This is a genomic window from Bacillus sp. FSL L8-0152, from assembly GCF_038006365.1.
GTDB lineage: Bacteria > Bacillota > Bacilli > Bacillales > Bacillaceae_G > Bacillus_A > Bacillus_A cereus.
In genome coordinates this window covers 3,811,748-3,829,734 of sequence record NZ_JBBOVB010000001.1, presented here as the reverse complement: position 1 = coordinate 3,829,734, position 17,987 = coordinate 3,811,748, and the positions used below count along the sequence as shown (strand labels likewise).

Here is a 17,987-nt window from a genome sequence, read left to right as displayed (position 1 = left end):
TTTTACGGTGAATACTGTTAGTAAAAAATGAGGATAGTTCGTTTTGAAAGGAGGAAACTAGATGGAATGGAAACCAAATCGTGCAGATAAGACACCTGTATATAAACAAATTGCTGATTATATTGAAAGAGGCATTTCTTCAGGTGAATTTCCTTCTGATAGTAAGTTACCTTCTGAGCGTATATTGGCAAAGGAATTACAGGTGAACCGGAGTACAATAGTAGCTGCGTATGAAGAATTAAAATCACTTGGAGTAGTAGAACGGCAAAAGGGAAGCGGAACACGGGTTAATACAGACATATGGGGTGTCTCACATAAACGAATACCGAACTGGGGTAGGTACGTGGAGGATGGATCGTTCTTACCTAACGTACCACTCGTTCAACAAATTCGAACGGAAACACAAAAAGATGATTTAATTAATTTAGCGAGTGGTGAACTGTCACCAGAATTAATTCCGAGTGATAGATTTCGAACAATTTTGGCGGAGAAAACATTTATGGAAAATCTCGGCTATGACCATCCACTTGGAAATGAGATGTTGAGAAAAACAATTGCAGCACATGTTCAGCAATATAAACAAATTGAAGCAGATTCAAGCTCTATTCTTATTACGTCTGGAGCACAACAGGCGCTTAATCTTATCGTTCAATGTTTATTAAAACCTGGCGATGCGATTGCGATTGAAGATCCGTCATATTGTTTTTCGCTTCCAATGTTTAAATCGGCCGGTTTAAACATATTTCATTTACCTGTTGATGAGCATGGAATGAATCCAGATGACTTAATCGATTTGCACAAAAAGCATCGCATTCGTATGGTATTTTTGAATCCAGATTATCAAAATCCAACAGGTACTGTGCTTTCATTGGCGAGACGTAAAAAAATTTTAGAACTGTCTTCTGAGTTCGGTATACCAATTGTAGAAGATGATCCGTATAGTTTAATTTCTTTTAATGGAGAAGTGAACCCGACATTAAAATCAATGGACCAAAATGGAAATGTTCTTTATATAAGTTCATTATCAAAAATTGTTGCATCAGGATTACGTATTGGATGGATAATTGGTCCTACACGTGTAATTGAGCGTTTAGCAGATGCAAAGCAACAAGTTGATTTTGGCCATAGTGTATTTACGCAGTGGGTAGCAAATCAATTTTTAGAATCAAAGGATTTTCATACACATATTACGATACTTCGTGGACAATTGAAGCAAAGAAGAGATGAATTAATTGCAGAGCTTGAAGGAACATTGGGAGACCGAGTTGAATGTTTCGTGCCAGAGGGTGGAATACATGTATGGTGTAAAGTGAAAGGAAAGTTTGATGAATATCACTTATTAGGTGAATCTATACGGAATGGTGTCGCATTTGTTCCGGGCAGTGTTTTAGGTTCGAAAAATGAATATATACGATTTACGTTTGGTAGAGCGAATATAGAACAAATTCAACTTGGAATTAAACGGTTTGCCGACACGCTAAATGAAATTTCATAATATGGATGTGTGATAGTGAAATGAGGGAAAGAAATGAAGTACGTGATGCTTTTACTTCAAGTAGGCGTGCTATATATATTTAGCTTAGTGGGTACGTGGATTCAGGAAATATTCCATCTATCAATACCGGGAAGTTTAATAGGGATGTTAATGCTGTTCCTGCTCCTTTCCACTCGCATTTTACCGTTAAAATGGTTTGAGTTAGGTGCGGAAAAGTTAATCGTATTTTTACCGTTATTTTTAATCCCTTCGACAACAGGGCTGATGGAATACGGGTCTTTTCTTTTAAGTAAGGGGAGTATTATATTCCTTTTAGTAGTTGCAAGTACTGTAGTAACTTTGATTGTTTCAGGGTATATAAGTCAATTATTAATAACAACAAAAAAATAAAATCGACAAGGTGCACGATTCAAATGGTCTTAATTATTATTACTGTAGCAATTTATTTCTTGGCGACAAAGCTATATAAAAAATTTACGTTTGCATTTACGTTACCGGTGTTAACAGTTACGGCAATTATGATTTGTTTATTTTTGATTTTTGGTATTTCTCATCATGAGTATAGGGAAAATGGAGGAGACATTCTTTCAAGCTTATTGAGCCCTGCAATTGTAGCATTAGCCATACCTCTATTTAAAGAGCGAAAGATACTTATGAAAAATTTTTTATCGATACTTATTGGAGTAGTAATAGGTATAGTGGCTGTAACGGGTATGAATGTAGTGATTGGCGGAATTTTAAATATAGATAAGGAACTTATATTAACTACTTTACCACAGTTAGCAACGATGCCTATTGCCTTATCATTAGCGGATCAAATTGGTGGTATTCCATCTATGACTTCTAGTTTTGTAGTTGTTGCAGGAATAACAGGTGCTATTATCGGACCAACAGTACTTAAGCTTTTCAGTATAACAAGTACGATTGGAAAAGGAGTTGGAATGGGCTGTGCATCACATATTATCGGTGTGAGCCGTTTAGTGAAGGAAGGCGAGAAAGAAGCGACTATCGGTTCGGTAACGATGATTGTAACTGGAATACTCATTAGTATACTAATACCGTATGGAACGAAATTTATTTTTTAAATGTAATGGAGATGATAACAATGACAACATGGTTTATAGTTACATTATTTGTTTTTGGAGCTATTAAAGTATTAGTTTCTAGCATGCCCACTTCTGTTGTAGAATCAATTATTAGTAAATTTGAATTGCATCAAAAGCTTGAGGCGGAAAATACTTCTATATCGATAGATGGAAAAAATATAGAGGGAGAAATGAAACTACAAGTTATTCATGAATTTAATGAGGCTTTGTTTTTAGATAAACATTATTTCCCGCCGCACGGAGAAGGGACACCAATAGTCATTGATACGAAGAAAGGGAATAAAGAGATTAGGTTTTCTCTATATAGCTATGAGGAACATGTTGATGTCATTAAGCAATATAAGAAGAAAGTCGTTGCCTATCGTTTACGCTCTAAAAGCCTTCAAACACTGGCACCATTAGCAATAATGGAAGAGTATGCTTAAGAAGGGACCTATAATGGTCTCTTTATTTTTTTATCCAATTATATACGTTCCAAATAAAAGAATAATAAATCATATAACCAAATAAAGAATATGTATGGTTCCAATTCGCACTATGTACAAATAAACCTAAACTTTCAGCAATCTGTTCAAAAAGGCTAGCGCAAATACCGATCGAAATAATAAATAGAATTCTAGAAACTTTAGATAATTTTTTTGAAATGTGTATAAAGATAACTGTTAAAATCGGCAGTACGAACGATGTAAAAGCTATATTAACTGAAAATGTGGATGAGAAGGGTCTAGCTGGAAAGGAATATATTTGTTTATGAACAAAAAAAGCATCTAAACAAGTTCCAATAATAGAAGAGAGAAAGATTGTAACTACTAATGCTAGAAACTCATTCTTCTTCTCGGAGGAGGACATTTTTCTTTGCGAGAATTGCGAGTTCAATTTTTTCGAGTGTTTTGCAGTAGTCTTCTGTAATTTGTCCATTTATATTTTCCTCCTTATCAACTAAGTAATTTACAACTTGCCAATCGGTAAACCAATCTTCACTGTCAACTTCTTCATGCTTCATATCTCGCCATGCATAGATGAGTGAAGGACTGTATATACGATAAGCGCCACTTCGCAACTGGCATTTCTTTATTCGGCGCTTATAAAACTCACGGGAAAAAGATTCATTTACACTTGAAAATAAATGGGGCCAGTAATCTTTCCTTGATCCTGTATGCGGATGATGTTGGGCCCAGCTTATTATTTGAGATAAAACATGTGTATCTCGAAATAATAATGAATACAATCTTTTTCCAATTAATATGCGTTCATGTAAGGAAGTGAAATGTTTCATTGTATCACCAAATAGTAATACTTTTTGTTTTTTATCATTTTCGTAGAATGGGAAAAGGATATGATTAAACTGAAAGAAATCAAAGAGTTTAAATCCAATACTATTTAGTACAGTCTTTTTAAATTGTACATTTTGAATCACTCTTTTTTCTAAGTAGTTTTGTTCATTAACAATAGTTGCAATCGCTAATGTTTTTTTGTTGCCTGTTTTCCAAAAATCGTTCCACATCGTTTCCATAAATGTAGAAACATTTAGGTGAGGGAGAAGGTGAAATAACTTTTGTGATCTCTTTACACTTTGTTCGTAAAGTAAAAATTGAGGGTATACATCTTGGAAAATAAGCCAATTCCCTCTTTCTAAAAAAGAAAAAAATATGAATTGATCTTTCTCTGATAAAATTCTCGTATATAAATCGCCCTTTAAATCAGTCATATTCCAACCGCCGTTACGTGATACCATATGCCCAAGCAGTGCCCAATGTATTTCTGGATATTGAATGTAAAATTGGTAGTATGCGCGTGTTCTTGTAACATTATTTTTATTTAGCTGTTCTGTTTGTATTTTTATTTTGTTGATGAGGAGTTGCTCTTCTTTCGTTAATTTATACATGGTATCAGAAGGAATAAGTTTGCTTTTTTGTTTCAATTCATTTTTTACATCGAATAGGGAGAGAGACAGTGCTTTGGAAGGTCCGTTATATGTATGATATGAATTGTTTCGGTCCATTCCGTTACCTCCCTTTTTCATAAATTTAAACATGATTATTGGCTATTAATCATTCTATTTATTTTATTACGAGTATAAGAAATAAATGAGCGGTGTTTTTTTACAAGGAATTTATTTATCATGCAAACAGTATAAAAAATCTTACTGTTGTGAGGTGAAATGAAAAACAGAAACTAAGTTTAATAGTTTCTGTTTTTTTATTTTGTCAATTAAATGTAACAAACGACGATTATGATTTGAATCAATTGAAAATAATTCAATAAATATTATTTAAATTGAGATGTTTCGTAGGAGGAAAAGGAATGTTAAATAAAATAATTTTAATTACTGGTGGTACAGGTTCGTGGGGGCATGAACTTATAAAACAACTATTAGAAAAATCACCGAAAGAAATTAGAGTTTTTTCAAGAAATGAAACGGTCCAGTTTGAAATGCAGCAACAGTTTATAAATGATGATAGGTTAAAATTTATTATTGGAGATATTCGTGATAAAGATCAACTAGTCTATGCTTGCCAAGGTGTACATTATGTGTTCCATCTTGCAGCTTTAAAACATGTTCCAGTATGTGAGTATTATCCTTATGAAGCTATAAAAACCAATATACATGGTACGCAAAATGTAATTGAAGCCTCTATACAGATGCAAGTTGAAAAAGTTATATATGTTTCAACGGATAAAGCAGCTGATCCATCAAATACGTATGGGATGACAAAAGCAATTGGTGAAAAATTAATGGTTCATGCGAATATACAAACGAAGAAAACAAAATTCATTTGTGTTCGTGGTGGAAATGTTTTAGGAACGAGTGGAAGTGTAGTACCGCTTTTTAAACAACAAATTAAAAGATCTTCACAAGTAGGGATTACCGATGCGAATATGACTAGATTTTTCTTAACAGTTGAAGATGCTGTTGGGTTGTTATTTAAAGCCGTATCTCAAGGTAGAGGCGGGGAAATCTTTGTTATGAAAATGCCGGCATGTAAAATAACAGATTTAGCAGAATTGTTAATTGAATATTCAGGAAAAGAAAATGTTAAGGTAAAAGAGGTAGGGATAAGACCGGGTGAAAAATTAAGTGAAATGCTTCTATCTGAGGTAGAGAGTAAAACAAGTATAAGTTTTGATCAAAATTATTTTGTGGTACTACCGACTATTCCTATTGAAGGACTTCAAGAATATTATGCTAGCTATCCGCTAGTGGATGTGAAGAGTTTTAGTTCTCAACAAGACTTGCTTGCAAAACATGAGGTGAAACAAATGCTATTAAAAGGAGGGTTTTTGCGATGAAAAAAAATGCGAGCCTTTTAATAACTGGTGCAAATGGTTTCACAGGACGCCATGCTTGCCAATATTTTTTAGAGCAGGGCTTTCATGTAATTCCTATGTTTCAAAATCGTGCACATAGAGAAAAAATTAGAAATGGTATTACTTGTAATTTAACTAATAAGAGCGAAGTAATGAAGGTAATGAAACAAATAAAGCCAGACTACGTATTGCATTTAGCAGGAAGGAATTCGGTTATAGAATCTTGGACAGCTGCTCTTGAGTATATAGAGATTAATGTAATAGGAACGTTATATTTATTAGAAGCAATTAAGCAAGAAGCCTCGCATTGTAGAACATTAGTTATAGGATCTGCTTTGCAAGCAGATAGTATGAACGAAATAAAAATTTCAAATCCATATAGTTTAAGTAAAACGATGCAAGTCATCATTGCAGAGGCTTGGGGAGGATTAATGGATTCAAATATTATCATTGCAAAGCCCTCAAACTTAATTGGTCCAGGGGAATCGAATGGCATTTGTTCGATTCTCGCAAAGAAAATGTTAGATATAGAATCAGGTAGAAGTAAATCCATTATTGAAGTAAACAGTTTGAAAGATAGTAGAGATTTTCTAGATGTACGTGATGCGATTAAAGCGTATCATGTGTTATTACGAGATGGAATAAATGGAAAACAATATAATATCGGATCAGGAGTAAAACGATCTTTATTAAATGTACTAGAACAATATAAAGAATTAACACAGCTAAATTTTTTTATAGAGGAAACAGAGAAAAATGGGAGCGACTCAAATGAGAGTTTAGCAATAGAGGAAATAAAAAGGTTAGGTTGGATCCCAGAAATTGAATTTCATCAATCATTAAAAGATGTACTTGAGTATGCGAAGTGTAGTGACATCTGCATGCAATGAAAAACAAAAAAGGGTGTAAGAAATATATGAATGATTATGAAATAATAGATAATCAAAATACGCTATTTCTTTCAATTGTTGATACGTTGGATTGGAGAGATGAAGAAGCGCATGTATTGCATCTTTATGAGGTAATACATAAATATCAAGCGTATGTAGAAGAAAAAAGGGTTAATCAAATAAAGTCAGCATTAGAGACGGAAACTAGATATGTGATTCAAATCTTTGCTCAATACGAGTGTAGTGAGTATGGAAATGATTTTTATGAACTCATTAACGATCTTTTACAAGATATAGAGGTGGAGTTAAAGATTTATATAAAAAATAATAAGTTTATTTACATTTAAAAGGTAAAGAGAAAGCTAGATTTTTAATAATAAAGGTGGGTATAAGTTATGAGCAAAACGATTCTTTTTACTGGGGGCGGTACAGCTGGACACGTTATGATTAATATTGTATTAATTCCTAAATTTATAGAGAAAGGCTGGAGAGTCGAGTATATTGGATCAAAAAATGGAATTGAAAAATCATTAGTGCAAAATGTTAAATACAATAGTGTTTCAACGGGCAAGCTTAGGAGATATTGGGATTGGGAAAATTTTAAAGATCCTTTTAAAATTATACGAGGTTGTTTACAAAGTTATAAATTAATTAAGAAAACAAAGCCTGACGTTATCTTTTCAGCAGGAGGATTTGTTTCAGTTCCTGTAGCTATAGGAGCATGGTTAAATCGTGTGCCTATAATTATACGTGAACCAGATAGCACATTAGGACTTGCCAATAAAATAGCATTACCTTTTGCTACAAAGCTATGCACAACATTTCCTCAGACAGGAGAAAATGTAAGTAATGAGAAGAAGGTTTATGTAGGACCAATTGTAAGGGAAGAAATTGAGAAGGGTAACGTATTACGAGGAAGAAGATATTGTGAATTTCAGCAAGATAAACCAGTATTATTAATTATGGGTGGGAGTCAAGGTGCTAAGTGGATAAATGATATGGTAAGGGAATGTTTAGATACAATACTATTAAACTTTAATATTATTCATATATGTGGTAAAGGAAAGGTAGACCCATCTATTGGCATGGAGGGGTATATGCAATTTGAATATATAGGCGACGAGTTGCCGCATATACTAAATATGGCAAGTGTTGTAGTTTCCAGAGCGGGTTCTACTGCTATTTCTGAATTGTTATTTTTGAAGAAACCGATGTTGCTTATCCCGTTAACTAACAGTTCCAGTAGGGGAGATCAAGTTTTAAATGCTGAATATTTTTCACGGCAAGGATATGCTGAAGTTATACTCCAAGACAGAGTAAGTACGAATACATTTATACATGCAGTAAATAAGTTGTATACAAATAAGGAGAAATATATTCAAAACATGAATGGATATAAGAAAACAAATGATGAGGGAATTCATCAAATAATAGATATAATAAATGAAGTGGTGAAGTAATAGAAATGTAAATAGAAAAACAAAAGGAAAGAAGGTATCTTCTTTCCTTTTTACTATATTTGTTCAAATTCATTATTATTTATTCTAATTAGTTATGTACTATCGGTGAATGCCGTTTTCTAATAGCTCAGTAAATGCATGAATATGAATAGGTTTACTGTAATAATAACCTTGAATAAACTGACATTTATTTTTTTGAAGGAAATTTACGTGCTCTTTTGTTTCTACACCTTCAGCAATGACAGACATTCCTAATGTATTTGCTAATGTGATGATCGTTTTAATAATTTCCATTCCATCATCACATGTTTCAGACATTGTAATAAATTCTCTCGGGATTTTTAACGTATCAATTGGATATAAAGGTAAGTAGGCTAGCGAAGAATAACCTGTACCAAAGTCGTCGATTGAGATGTGAATCCCTAAACTTTTTAGTGTACGCAGTTTTATCAATGTTTCTCGCTCATCCATCATTGCAATTCGCTCTGTTAATTCAAGATCAAGAGAGCTTGCTGGTAAACCTGTATTTGTTAAAGTAGAAGAAATAGATTTTACAAAATCCTCTTGTTCAAATTCTTTAGCAGATAAATTTACACCTATTTTTAAATGTGAATATCCGAGTGCGTGCCAACGTTTCATTTGCTTACAAGCCTGCTCTAATGTCCATTTTCCTATTGAAATAATTTGTAGTGTTTCTTCTGCAATCGGAATAAACTCGTATGGAGAAATAATACCTAATTCAGGATGATTCCACCTAATTAAAGCTTCTGCACCGATAATTTTATTAGATTCACTATCAACTTGAGGTTGATACAAAAGGAACAATTCTTCATTTTGTAGTGCGTTTGGTAAATCTTTTTCTAATCGTAATCGTCTTTCAATTTTTTTAGCGATTACATCGTCATAAATAGAGACAGAATTAAGCTCTTTTGCTTTTGCATCATACATTGCAACATTAGCGTTTTTCAGAAGTGTAGCGGTATCGATTCCGGAATGTGGATAAATAGCGATACCGATACTCAGTGATAAAGTTAATTTATGCTCATGTATGATAAATGATTTTTTCATGCATTCAAATAATTGGTTACATAATTGGAATAAGTAATCTTCGTCAGTATAGTTTTCAATTATGATTGTAAATTCATCGCCACCGATTCTTGAAAGATGAGTATGTGATGGAAGACATGATTGGAATCGCTTTGCTACTTCTTCTAATATGTAATCTCCTGACGAATGTCCAAGTGTATCGTTAATTGCTTTAAAGCGATCTAAATCTAAATATAATAATGCAAACTCGCTTTCTGTTATTTTAGCATTTTTTATAACTCTCTTTAATTTCTTATGGAAAAAGGCACGGTTCCCAATTTTCGTTACAGTGTCATGGAATGCTAAATATTTTATTTCTTCTTGCTGTTTTTTTAGTGCAGTAATATCTTTCACCATAATATAGCTTCCTGAAATTTGTCCGTCTATTATAATAGGAATGATTGTAACGTATAAAAAATAAGTAAAGCCATCTTTATATTGAGAACTAAGTTGTAAGAATGCCGATTCTTGTTGTTTCACTTTTTCTAATGCCAATGCTAGCTTATGCTTATCTTCATCTAAAATGATCGAAAAACAAGTTTCGCCTAGTAACTCATCCGTTGGTGCCCCAAGTAGTACACTCCCAGCCTTATTTACATTTAAGAATGTTCCATTTAAATCAATGGTGAAAATAGGGTCAGGATGATATTCATATAATGATTTAAACTTTTGTTGTTTTTGAGAAAGAGCCTCTGATTTATGAACTAAATCAGACGTCCGTACAGTAACTTTTTCTTCTAGTTGGGCATTAAATGCCTGTAAACGTTTTGTTAAGGAATTGTTTTGCATACGTACGATAGAATGACGAATGAGTACGAAAATAAAAGTAATACAATTCCCTGTAATGAGAGTTGAAGATGATGTTTGTTCTTTTAATGTAAACCCGATTAGTATTGCAACAGCAAGATAGGGAAATACAACTAAAGCTTTTTTTCCTATTATAGGGTTTACAATGAAATAATTTTTATGGCTATTATGATCTTCTGAAATAGAGCCAGCTATTGCAATAAGTAATATAGGTATTCTATATAAAAGACGTAATAATGTTATCGTTTCAGTTGATAAATGGTTATTTAAGTAAAAATAAATATAGTTAAAAGTTGCAGAACTTATTAATACAAAAATAAAGATATAAATTTTCCGTTTGGAATTAAAAATTGTTGGACGGAAAAAGAGACTAACACCTAGCAGTAGAAATAATAAATCTGCAATTGGGTATAAAAATGAAAGGAAAACATCCCCTAGTGAAAGAGCGAATATATTTAAATTTGGCTGATTAAATAAATACCATTCTAATGTAAATATGGAAGTAAGCACTATGCATATATCACAAATAAAGAACGCTTTTTCCCATTTATTGCATTCCTTTAAAATTTTATAGCAGAAAGCGATAAGACAGAAAAATAGAAAAAACATGTAAAATACATCAGAAATAGTAAAACGATCTATTGGAATTTCGAAGAAGCTATCTTGATATGTATATACTATTTTCCCTAATAAAAAACTACCAATTGCTATTGTAATACATATCCAAAATGGATTTGAACTGACTTTTTTAGAATATATAGAGTAAATCAGTGATACAAATGTAATGGCTTCGACGATAAGTGAAGCGAAGCGTACATCTGAATTTGAAAAATGAGTAGGGAACAGATAGAAAAACATAAAATAGATTGAATAGCATATTAATGTTCCGATTAATATACATAATTGTAAATTTTTATTTAATTTCAATGAAATCACCTTCTTTAATTATGCACTATGTTCGTTATATCTATACATAATAATATTATTTAAGAATTGTATCAGATTTCCTTATAAAAATCATGTTTATAAGGAAAGTGTTAAAGAGTATAAGTATTCTTAAAGTTGAAAAAATATTGCGGTTGATAGTATAGACTGTATCAAGACTTTAAATAGAAATTGTATATTTAGTCATCCTTTGAATTGTAAAGTTTTTTTAGTGATTTGTAAGTGGAGATGCAAAATTGCATATAAAATGATGGGGATTTTTATTTTTAGTCTGAAAATTAATATTTGTAGAAATGTTAGGAAAAGATATAAAATAAGAACGTGTATTCTTACAGAGTGGAATAGTATTGCCACTAAATAGGGAGGTTTTTTTATGATATATCGAATTAAAGATGCAGAAATATACTATGAAATTGTGGGGGAGGGTAAACCGGTCATTATCATACATGGCTGCGCTCCTGACCATAGGTTAATGATGAAATGTATGGAATCAGTATTTCAGAAATATGAAGGTTATAAGCGAATATATATTGATTTACCTGGAATGGGAAAATCGAATGCTCCAAATTGGATAAATAGTTCAAATCGTATAGTAGATGTGCTTATCACATTTATTGAGGAAATCATTTCTACTGAAAAATTTTTATTGGTAGGAGAATCATATGGAGGCTATTTAGCCAAAGGTATACTTACAAAGATGTTTGAGAGAGTTAGCGGATTATTATTAGTATGTCCTGTTGTTGTAGCGGAGCCAGAAAAAAGGATTCTTCCAGATAAACAGGTAATTGTACAAGATCAGGAATTTTTAAATACGCTCACTTCCGCAGACAGAGAGGAGTTTTGTGAGTTAGCTGTAATAGCAAATGAATATACATATAAGCGATTTAAAGAAGAAATTAAGTCTGGGTTAGATGTTGCTAATTATGAATTTATTGAAAGGTTGCAAAAGAATTACTCTCTTACTATGGATTTTCAGCATGAAAAATATGAAAATCCCGTTCTTTTACTGACTGGAAGACAAGATATATCAGTAGGTTATCAAAATATTATAGAAATTATTGAAGAATATCCAAGGGCAACATTAGCAGTGTTAGATATGGCAGGGCATAATTTACAAATTGAGCAGCCTGAATTATTTGAGAGTTTAGTAGGAGAATGGATTAGACGAACAAATCAGCACAGTTTATAAAGTATTTTAGTATTACCCCTAAGTGTTGAAATGGGATAAATGAACGTGATTTATTAACTTATCTCGCTATTTGCCGGGCAGCCCGATTAGTGAGGGCTGATTAAAGTTTCACTTTATAAAAAATTTTAAGGAGAAATTATGAGCACATATATTTATATGGTTAGACATGGTGAATCACCAAAACTAGAAGGAAATGAAAGAATGCGTGGATTAACTGAGAGGGGACATATGGATGCCCGTGGAGTAACTGACATATTAAAAGCGGAGAGGATTGATACTTTTATTTCCAGTCCTTATAATCGGGCTATGCTAACGATAGAGGAGTCAGCTAATTTCCATGAAAAAGAAATAGTAGTATATGAAAATCTTAAAGAGTGTATGTTTTCAAGTGAGGATCAGGTTATATCAGACAAGGAGGTGTATCCACTTGTACAGAAGATGTTCTCTAATCCGGACTTTGCACGAACGGAAGGAGAGTCATATGCAGATTGCCAGAGAAGAGTAGTGAAAGTATTAAAAGAAATCTTAATGGATTTTCGAGGATGCAAAATTGTAATTGGTACACATGGGCTTGTCATGACATTAATGATGAACTATTTTGATAAACAATATGGTTTTGAATTTTTAATGAATACGTCAAAACCGGATATATATAAGATGGAGTTTAAAGAAGAACAATTAATGAATGTAAAGAGATTATGGAAAGCGGAATAAAATTAGTTGCATGGATTTTGTTGTAAAAGTTACTTTTATAGCAAAGTCTTTTTTTGAATAGAAAGCATCTTTATCAACTATTTTTAGAATGTTAAATCAATAAGTAATTATTCAGTATTTGAATGAATTATTGGGAAATTGGTTTAGGGAAACAATTTTAAATGTGTCAAAACTCCAAACGTTGGATTTATATTCAATAGGAGAAAAAGATGTAGAATTTTGTCTTACAGTCCCCGTTTACTTTTCATTTCATTACATATAGGCTTTGTGGTGTAAGGGAGGACATTACCTTTACGCAAAATCTATAAGGAGGTCATTGTAATGAAACAGATTAAAAAGTTTGCGGGAGTTGCTTTAGCGGGGACGATTGGATTAAGTGGACTACTGTTTTTAGAACCAAGTGTAAGCGTTGCGGAAGCACAGCAAGTGAAAGTAGAAAATTTCAATACAATTGATGTAACGATGAATCTAAATGAATTGTATGTATTAAGTGGCAGAAGCATTGATATTCTTTCTGGAGATAAAGAAGCAATTCAGTTAAATAAATACACAATTAGTTTTAATAAACCTGGGAAGTATGTGATTAAAGTAAATGGCTGTATTTATGATGATGTATATACTTTTATTGTAAATGAGTAGTATATATTCTTAAATTGCGAGATAAAAACAGAAACACCCTATTTGCGATGAGAGTCGTAAATAGGGTGGATTTATTTGTATTAAGCTGTACTTTAAATATGTTCGCTAATTTTCTTTTTGCCATGTAAAGTATGTAAAAGTGTTTGAAACATCTTAAATGATTGCTGAAAGATTGGACTTTGAATAAAGGTGTACAGAAAAGTTACGATGAAAACAGGACCTCCTAGCATAAATCCAATAACTAGTACAATACATTCTACTATGATTCTAGCACGGCTAATAGAAAGTCCTGTTTTGTCTGAAATAGTAAGCATGAATCCATCACGGGGTCCAGCGCCAATCCCAGCCGCAACGTACATACCTCCCCCGATACCTGTAATGGCAATACCAGAAAATAAAATGAGTAAGTTTATCCATAAATAATTACTAGCGTCTGGAAGCATGTTTGATTGTAAGAAAAAGTCCATAATGGGACCGATAAGTAGTGCATTCAAAAATGTCCCCACATTTATATATTTTCGATCTACTAGTAAAGATATTAGAACGAGACATAACCCACATATGACACTCCACGTACCGATGGTCCATCCAAACTTTTGGTAGAGAGCCATATTTAAAACTTCCCAAGGGTGCAAGCCGAGAAATTTAACTTTGACTGCAAGAGCGTTTCCAAGGCCAAAGAAAATTAATCCTAAGAAAAAAAGAAAATAGCGAAAGAGAGTTAGCCTCATCTTTACAACCTCCCATATTTTATAATTATGTATGTTACCTGTTACAGTTTTAATGTACAAATATTATGTCTTTTTATCATTCGTTTAAAAGTGTTAACAATGTAAATGAAATATACATCTTCACAGTCAAAAAAGTTAAAATATTTCGTTTTAAGGATTATAATGGAGGGAGAAACATAAAAGGGAGTGAATGAACTTGAAACAAGAACTTATTGAAAGATTTACGAGATATGTAAAAATTGATACGCAATCAAATGAAGAAAGTCATACAGTACCAACAACACCAGGACAAATTGAGTTTGGTAAGTTATTAGTGGAAGAGCTAAAAGAGATTGGGTTAACAGAAGTAACGATGGATGATAATGGCTATGTAATGGCAACACTTCCAGCTAATACGGACAAGGATGTTCCTGTAATCGGATTTTTAGCCCATTTAGATACGGCAACAGACTTTACAGGGAAAAACGTCAAACCACAAATTCATGAAAATTTTGATGGTAATGCAATTACGTTAAATGAAGAGCTAAATGTTGTGTTAACACCAGAGCAGTTCCCGGAATTACCATCATATAAAGGACATACCATTATTACAACTGATGGTACAACACTGCTAGGAGCAGATGATAAAGCTGGTCTTACAGAAATTATGGTTGCAATGAACCATTTAATACATAATCCGCAAATTAAGCACGGGAAAATAAGAGTAGCATTTACACCGGATGAAGAAATTGGTCGTGGGCCAGCGCATTTTGATGTAGAAGCGTTTGGTGCATCATTCGCTTATACGATGGATGGAGGTCCATTAGGTGGTTTAGAGTATGAAAGTTTTAATGCTGCAGGTGCTAAGTTAACGTTTAACGGAACGAATACACATCCTGGAACAGCGAAAAATAAAATGCGCAATGCTACTAAACTTGCTATGGAGTTTAATGGGTATTTACCAGTAGAAGAGGCGCCAGAATATACAGAAGGCTATGAAGGATTCTATCATTTACTTTCTTTAAATGGTGATGTTGAGCAAAGTAAAGCGTATTATATTATTCGAGACTTTGATCGTGAAAATTTTGAGGCACGTAAAAATAACGTTAAAAATATTGTGAAGACTATGCAAGAAAAATATGGCGAAGATGCAGTCGTTTTAGAAATGAATGATCAATACTATAACATGCTTGAAAAAATTGAACCGGTAAGAGAAATTGTTGATATTGCATATGAAGCAATGAAAAGTTTAGACATTGAACCAAATATTCATCCGATTCGCGGAGGCACAGATGGATCACAATTATCATATATGGGATTACCGACGCCGAATATTTTCACTGGTGGTGAAAACTATCACGGTAAATTTGAGTATGTTTCGGTAGATACTATGGAAAAAGCCGTTCAAGTTATTGTGGAAATTGCAAGACGTTTTGAGGAGCAAGCTTAAAAAAGAACCAAGTAGTACGAATGTGCTACTTGGTTCTTTTAATATAGTACTCGCCACAAATAAAAAGTCGCATAAGACTCCCAATTAGCCCAGTTTGCCGCGAAATCTTTTATTTCATTTTTTGTCGGTTTATTTTCGGAACCTGTTATAAATTTAATTGCATTATGCAGACCAACATCATCAATTGGAAAAGCCGAAGGAAATCTTAAACAACGCATTAAAACATAGTTGGCAGTCCATGGTCCTATACCATGGATAGCAGTTAATTGTTTCTCAGCAACCTTTACATCTTGTGTTTGCAGTAAATCCTCTTTTGATAATTTTCTCTCTGTAATAAGCTTCGCAATACCGATTAAATATTCACATTTTCTAGTCGTCATTTTTAATTGTTGAAGATTTTCTACATGTAGATTTGCAATTGTTTCAGGTGATGGGAATATCCAATGTTTTCTACCGTCCCATTCTACATAACTTCCAAATTGCTCAACTAATCTCCTTTTTAGCGTATAAGCATATGTTAGGTTAATTTGTTGACCGATAATTCCCCAGGAAAGTGCCTCAAATAAGTCTGGAATGCCTAAAGTACGAAGGCCATAATATTGTTCAATTGGTCCTTGAAGGAGTAAATCATGTTTAGCTAATGTATAAAATGGGGCTAAATCAGTAGTTAAATCAAACCATTCTTTTACATAGTTAACTACAGCTTCACGTATCGATTTTTCAGATGTATATGGTTCTTCTAAACAACGTATTTGAATATTTCCATCTGTATTCACACTAATTTCAACTAAAGGATTTACATCTTGAACAGGGATAACTTTATAAATTTTGTTATCTTCAATATGGAACATACATTCATTGTTAGAACGTGATAGATAACGTAAATTTTCTTGGAAACAAAATTCTTTTGGAACTGCTATAGATAATGCGCTATTATATTCTGTTGTCATATGAATTCCACCTGCAACTTTTCTAATGTAAGCAATTTTTTCTTCATTTCTAATCCGCCCCTAAATCCGGTTAGTTTCCCATTCTTCCCAATAACGCGGTGACAAGGAATGGTAATAAGAAGAGGGTTAGCAGCAATAGCAGAAGCAACGGCGCGCACAGCTTTAGGTTTTTGAATTCTTTCAGCAATTTCTGTATAAGAATATGTCTTTCCATAAGGAATTTCACGTACCGTATTCCAAACAGATAATTGAAAATTAGTTCCATAAGCATCGATAGGAAATGTGAAAGTTTCTCGCTTGTTTTCTAAATACTCGATAACTTCTTGCGTATATATTTGCAAGTAATCTGGACTATGGGTCAATATATGTTGGGGCAGTTTTTTTCTAGCCCATATATTTAATTCTTCAAAGTTTTCTTCTTGTGATCCAATGAAGCATAGTCCATTTTCAGTTGCAGCAATATGAAATCGCCAATTTTTATGTGTAAGTAGCGTCCAATATATATAATTATTTTTGTAGGAATTCATTATCGTATCCCTCTTTCATTTCGTTCTTTTTTCGATATTCAGTAGGAGTAAATCCGGTTTTCTTTTTAAATAAAGTTGCGAAATACTCTGGGTTTTCTATCCCGACAGCAGTACTAATTTCTTTAATAGATTGATTTGTGTGTAAAAGGTATTCGGTTGCTTTAAGAACCCTGAATTGTTGTATATATTCTATAGGAGTTAGCCCTATTATTCTTTTGAAAGTACGCTGTAAATGAAAAGGGCTACCGTGACACATTTCCGCAAGCATGTCGAGAGTTAAGGATTCGTCATAATGCTTTTCGATATAGTCTTTAATTTGTTCTACCCACTCTTCATTAGGTAAAGTGATCCCGTTTGGCTTACAACGTTTGCACGGACGAAAGTTTTCACTTAATGCTTGCTCTGCATGATGAAAAATTCGTACATTGTTTCTATTCGGTATTCTTGATTTGCATGATGGTCTGCAAAAGATTCCAGTTGATTTCACAGCATAAAAGAATTTGCTATCATAGGAAGAATCATTATGAATAATTGCTTGCCAATACTCATTTGTTAATGTAACTCCTTCCTTGTGCATAGAACATCACCTCTGAAATTAGTATAACCTGAATAAAGTGCGTATGTATGTATTCATAAATGTAAGAGCAAGATTACAAAGGTGAAAATATGATTGTTTTCTATTTTGTGATAGCATGAAATTTGGAAATAAA

Annotated in this window: 19 protein-coding genes; 12 read left to right on the top strand and 7 right to left on the bottom strand. The window is 32.9% G+C overall.

Annotated features, from left to right (window positions below):
- Positions 1 to 61: 61 nt before the first annotated feature.
- From pdxR to MHH27_RS19095, 4 genes are read left to right on the top strand one after another with little or no spacing between them, the layout of a single operon-like run.
- Entirely contained in the window at positions 62 to 1,495 is a 1,434-nt protein-coding gene (gene pdxR, locus MHH27_RS19110) for a MocR-like pyridoxine biosynthesis transcription factor PdxR (protein ID WP_000454956.1), read from the top strand.
- Positions 1,496 to 1,528: 33 nt separating this feature from the next.
- Positions 1,529 to 1,885 (top strand): CidA/LrgA family holin-like protein, encoded by a 357-nt coding sequence (locus MHH27_RS19105; RefSeq protein WP_000878380.1) that lies wholly within the window; start codon positions 1,529 to 1,531, stop codon positions 1,883 to 1,885.
- Positions 1,886 to 1,908: 23 nt separating this feature from the next.
- Positions 1,909 to 2,580, top strand: coding sequence for an LrgB family protein (locus tag MHH27_RS19100; RefSeq protein WP_074625419.1), 672 nt, complete (start codon positions 1,909 to 1,911; stop codon positions 2,578 to 2,580).
- Between the two features lie 20 nt (positions 2,581 to 2,600).
- The gene (locus MHH27_RS19095; RefSeq protein WP_000214633.1) at positions 2,601 to 3,026 is read left to right on the top strand and encodes a YfmQ family protein; all 426 of its coding nucleotides are present in this window, start codon (positions 2,601 to 2,603) and stop codon (positions 3,024 to 3,026) included.
- A 22-nt stretch (positions 3,027 to 3,048) separates the two neighbouring features.
- Here MHH27_RS19095 and MHH27_RS19090 read toward each other — a convergent pair whose 3' ends face one another.
- Positions 3,049 to 3,450 (bottom strand): CBO0543 family protein, encoded by a 402-nt coding sequence (locus MHH27_RS19090; RefSeq protein WP_071713493.1) that lies wholly within the window; start codon positions 3,448 to 3,450, stop codon positions 3,049 to 3,051.
- A complete protein-coding gene (locus MHH27_RS19085; protein ID WP_340943739.1) occupies positions 3,425 to 4,603 on the bottom strand; it encodes a DUF2515 domain-containing protein in 1,179 nt (392 codons plus the stop codon). Before MHH27_RS19085 ends, MHH27_RS19090 begins: the two co-directional genes overlap by 26 nt.
- 302 nt (positions 4,604 to 4,905) lie before the next feature.
- Between MHH27_RS19085 and MHH27_RS19080 the strand changes: the two genes are divergently transcribed.
- The 4 genes from MHH27_RS19080 to MHH27_RS19065 are packed head-to-tail and all read left to right on the top strand — an operon-like array spanning position 4,906 to position 8,260.
- Positions 4,906 to 5,892 carry a UDP-N-acetylglucosamine 4,6-dehydratase family protein gene (locus MHH27_RS19080; protein ID WP_090977238.1) on the top strand — a complete coding sequence of 329 codons (987 nt, stop codon included), beginning with the start codon at positions 4,906 to 4,908 and terminating at the stop codon, positions 5,890 to 5,892.
- On the top strand, positions 5,889 to 6,800 hold the full coding sequence (locus MHH27_RS19075; RefSeq protein WP_088025022.1) for an NAD-dependent epimerase/dehydratase family protein: 912 nt from the start codon (positions 5,889 to 5,891) through the stop codon (positions 6,798 to 6,800). Before MHH27_RS19080 ends, MHH27_RS19075 begins: the two co-directional genes overlap by 4 nt.
- Entirely contained in the window at positions 6,797 to 7,147 is a 351-nt protein-coding gene (locus MHH27_RS19070) for a DUF6572 domain-containing protein (protein WP_098841862.1), read from the top strand. Before MHH27_RS19075 ends, MHH27_RS19070 begins: the two co-directional genes overlap by 4 nt.
- Before the next feature lie 48 nt (positions 7,148 to 7,195).
- Positions 7,196 to 8,260 carry an undecaprenyldiphospho-muramoylpentapeptide beta-N-acetylglucosaminyltransferase gene (locus MHH27_RS19065; protein WP_053563777.1) on the top strand — a complete coding sequence of 355 codons (1,065 nt, stop codon included), beginning with the start codon at positions 7,196 to 7,198 and terminating at the stop codon, positions 8,258 to 8,260.
- A 99-nt stretch (positions 8,261 to 8,359) separates the two neighbouring features.
- Here the strand turns inward: MHH27_RS19065 and MHH27_RS19060 are convergent, their stop codons facing one another.
- The gene (locus MHH27_RS19060) at positions 8,360 to 11,080 is read right to left on the bottom strand and encodes a sensor domain-containing protein (protein WP_065229227.1); all 2,721 of its coding nucleotides are present in this window, start codon (positions 11,078 to 11,080) and stop codon (positions 8,360 to 8,362) included.
- Positions 11,081 to 11,471: 391 nt separating this feature from the next.
- On the opposite strand from MHH27_RS19060, the gene MHH27_RS19055 reads away from it, so the two are divergent.
- The 3 genes from MHH27_RS19055 to MHH27_RS19045 all read left to right on the top strand — a co-directional run bounded on the left by MHH27_RS19055 (position 11,472) and on the right by MHH27_RS19045 (position 13,640).
- A complete protein-coding gene (locus MHH27_RS19055) occupies positions 11,472 to 12,287 on the top strand; it encodes an alpha/beta fold hydrolase (protein WP_098841861.1) in 816 nt (271 codons plus the stop codon).
- A gap of 138 nt (positions 12,288 to 12,425) precedes the next feature.
- Positions 12,426 to 13,001, top strand: a complete 576-nt coding sequence (locus MHH27_RS19050) for a histidine phosphatase family protein (RefSeq protein WP_053563780.1) — start codon at positions 12,426 to 12,428, stop codon at positions 12,999 to 13,001.
- A 321-nt stretch (positions 13,002 to 13,322) separates the two neighbouring features.
- Positions 13,323 to 13,640, top strand: a complete 318-nt coding sequence (locus MHH27_RS19045) for a hypothetical protein (protein WP_000809495.1) — start codon at positions 13,323 to 13,325, stop codon at positions 13,638 to 13,640.
- 92 nt (positions 13,641 to 13,732) lie between these two features.
- On the opposite strand, the gene MHH27_RS19040 is transcribed toward MHH27_RS19045, so the two are convergent.
- Positions 13,733 to 14,371 (bottom strand): YczE/YyaS/YitT family protein, encoded by a 639-nt coding sequence (locus MHH27_RS19040; protein WP_001241256.1) that lies wholly within the window; start codon positions 14,369 to 14,371, stop codon positions 13,733 to 13,735.
- Positions 14,372 to 14,567: 196 nt separating this feature from the next.
- On the opposite strand from MHH27_RS19040, the gene pepT reads away from it, so the two are divergent.
- A complete protein-coding gene (gene pepT, locus MHH27_RS19035; RefSeq protein ID WP_000807014.1) occupies positions 14,568 to 15,800 on the top strand; it encodes a peptidase T in 1,233 nt (410 codons plus the stop codon).
- Positions 15,801 to 15,838: 38 nt separating this feature from the next.
- Here the strand turns inward: pepT and MHH27_RS19030 are convergent, their stop codons facing one another.
- Genes MHH27_RS19030 through MHH27_RS19020 form a run of 3 tightly spaced genes read right to left on the bottom strand, consistent with a single transcriptional unit; the run spans position 15,839 to position 17,854 of the window.
- Positions 15,839 to 16,750 (bottom strand): DNA glycosylase, encoded by a 912-nt coding sequence (locus MHH27_RS19030; RefSeq protein ID WP_023522808.1) that lies wholly within the window; start codon positions 16,748 to 16,750, stop codon positions 15,839 to 15,841.
- The gene (locus MHH27_RS19025; RefSeq protein WP_086422898.1) at positions 16,747 to 17,277 is read right to left on the bottom strand and encodes a methylated-DNA--[protein]-cysteine S-methyltransferase; all 531 of its coding nucleotides are present in this window, start codon (positions 17,275 to 17,277) and stop codon (positions 16,747 to 16,749) included. Before MHH27_RS19025 ends, MHH27_RS19030 begins: the two co-directional genes overlap by 4 nt.
- The gene (locus MHH27_RS19020) at positions 17,258 to 17,854 is read right to left on the bottom strand and encodes a bifunctional transcriptional activator/DNA repair enzyme AdaA (protein ID WP_065222997.1); all 597 of its coding nucleotides are present in this window, start codon (positions 17,852 to 17,854) and stop codon (positions 17,258 to 17,260) included. The genes MHH27_RS19025 and MHH27_RS19020 overlap by 20 nt, the downstream gene beginning before the upstream one ends.
- Positions 17,855 to 17,987: the final 133 nt, after the last annotated feature.

Bases quoted from the DNA above. Each gene is read 5' to 3' on its own strand.
- MHH27_RS19095 (WP_000214633.1), top strand. From the start codon at position 2,601: ATGACAACATGGTTTATAGTTACATTATTTGTTTTTGGAGCTATTAAA.
- MHH27_RS19070 (WP_098841862.1), top strand. From the start codon at position 6,797: ATGAAAAACAAAAAAGGGTGTAAGAAATATATGAATGATTATGAAATA.
- MHH27_RS19040 (WP_001241256.1), bottom strand. From the start codon at position 14,371: ATGAGGCTAACTCTCTTTCGCTATTTTCTTTTTTTCTTAGGATTAATT.
- MHH27_RS19045 (WP_000809495.1), top strand. From the start codon at position 13,323: ATGAAACAGATTAAAAAGTTTGCGGGAGTTGCTTTAGCGGGGACGATT.
- MHH27_RS19065 (WP_053563777.1), top strand. From the start codon at position 7,196: ATGAGCAAAACGATTCTTTTTACTGGGGGCGGTACAGCTGGACACGTT.
- MHH27_RS19030 (WP_023522808.1), bottom strand. From the start codon at position 16,750: ATGACAACAGAATATAATAGCGCATTATCTATAGCAGTTCCAAAAGAA.
- MHH27_RS19020 (WP_065222997.1), bottom strand. From the start codon at position 17,854: ATGCACAAGGAAGGAGTTACATTAACAAATGAGTATTGGCAAGCAATT.
- MHH27_RS19085 (WP_340943739.1), bottom strand. From the start codon at position 4,603: ATGGACCGAAACAATTCATATCATACATATAACGGACCTTCCAAAGCA.
- MHH27_RS19050 (WP_053563780.1), top strand. From the start codon at position 12,426: ATGAGCACATATATTTATATGGTTAGACATGGTGAATCACCAAAACTA.
- MHH27_RS19080 (WP_090977238.1), top strand. From the start codon at position 4,906: ATGTTAAATAAAATAATTTTAATTACTGGTGGTACAGGTTCGTGGGGG.
- pdxR (WP_000454956.1), top strand. From the start codon at position 62: ATGGAATGGAAACCAAATCGTGCAGATAAGACACCTGTATATAAACAA.
- MHH27_RS19025 (WP_086422898.1), bottom strand. From the start codon at position 17,277: ATGAATTCCTACAAAAATAATTATATATATTGGACGCTACTTACACAT.
- MHH27_RS19055 (WP_098841861.1), top strand. From the start codon at position 11,472: ATGATATATCGAATTAAAGATGCAGAAATATACTATGAAATTGTGGGG.
- MHH27_RS19105 (WP_000878380.1), top strand. From the start codon at position 1,529: ATGAAGTACGTGATGCTTTTACTTCAAGTAGGCGTGCTATATATATTT.
- MHH27_RS19090 (WP_071713493.1), bottom strand. From the start codon at position 3,450: ATGTCCTCCTCCGAGAAGAAGAATGAGTTTCTAGCATTAGTAGTTACA.
- MHH27_RS19100 (WP_074625419.1), top strand. From the start codon at position 1,909: ATGGTCTTAATTATTATTACTGTAGCAATTTATTTCTTGGCGACAAAG.
- MHH27_RS19075 (WP_088025022.1), top strand. From the start codon at position 5,889: ATGAAAAAAAATGCGAGCCTTTTAATAACTGGTGCAAATGGTTTCACA.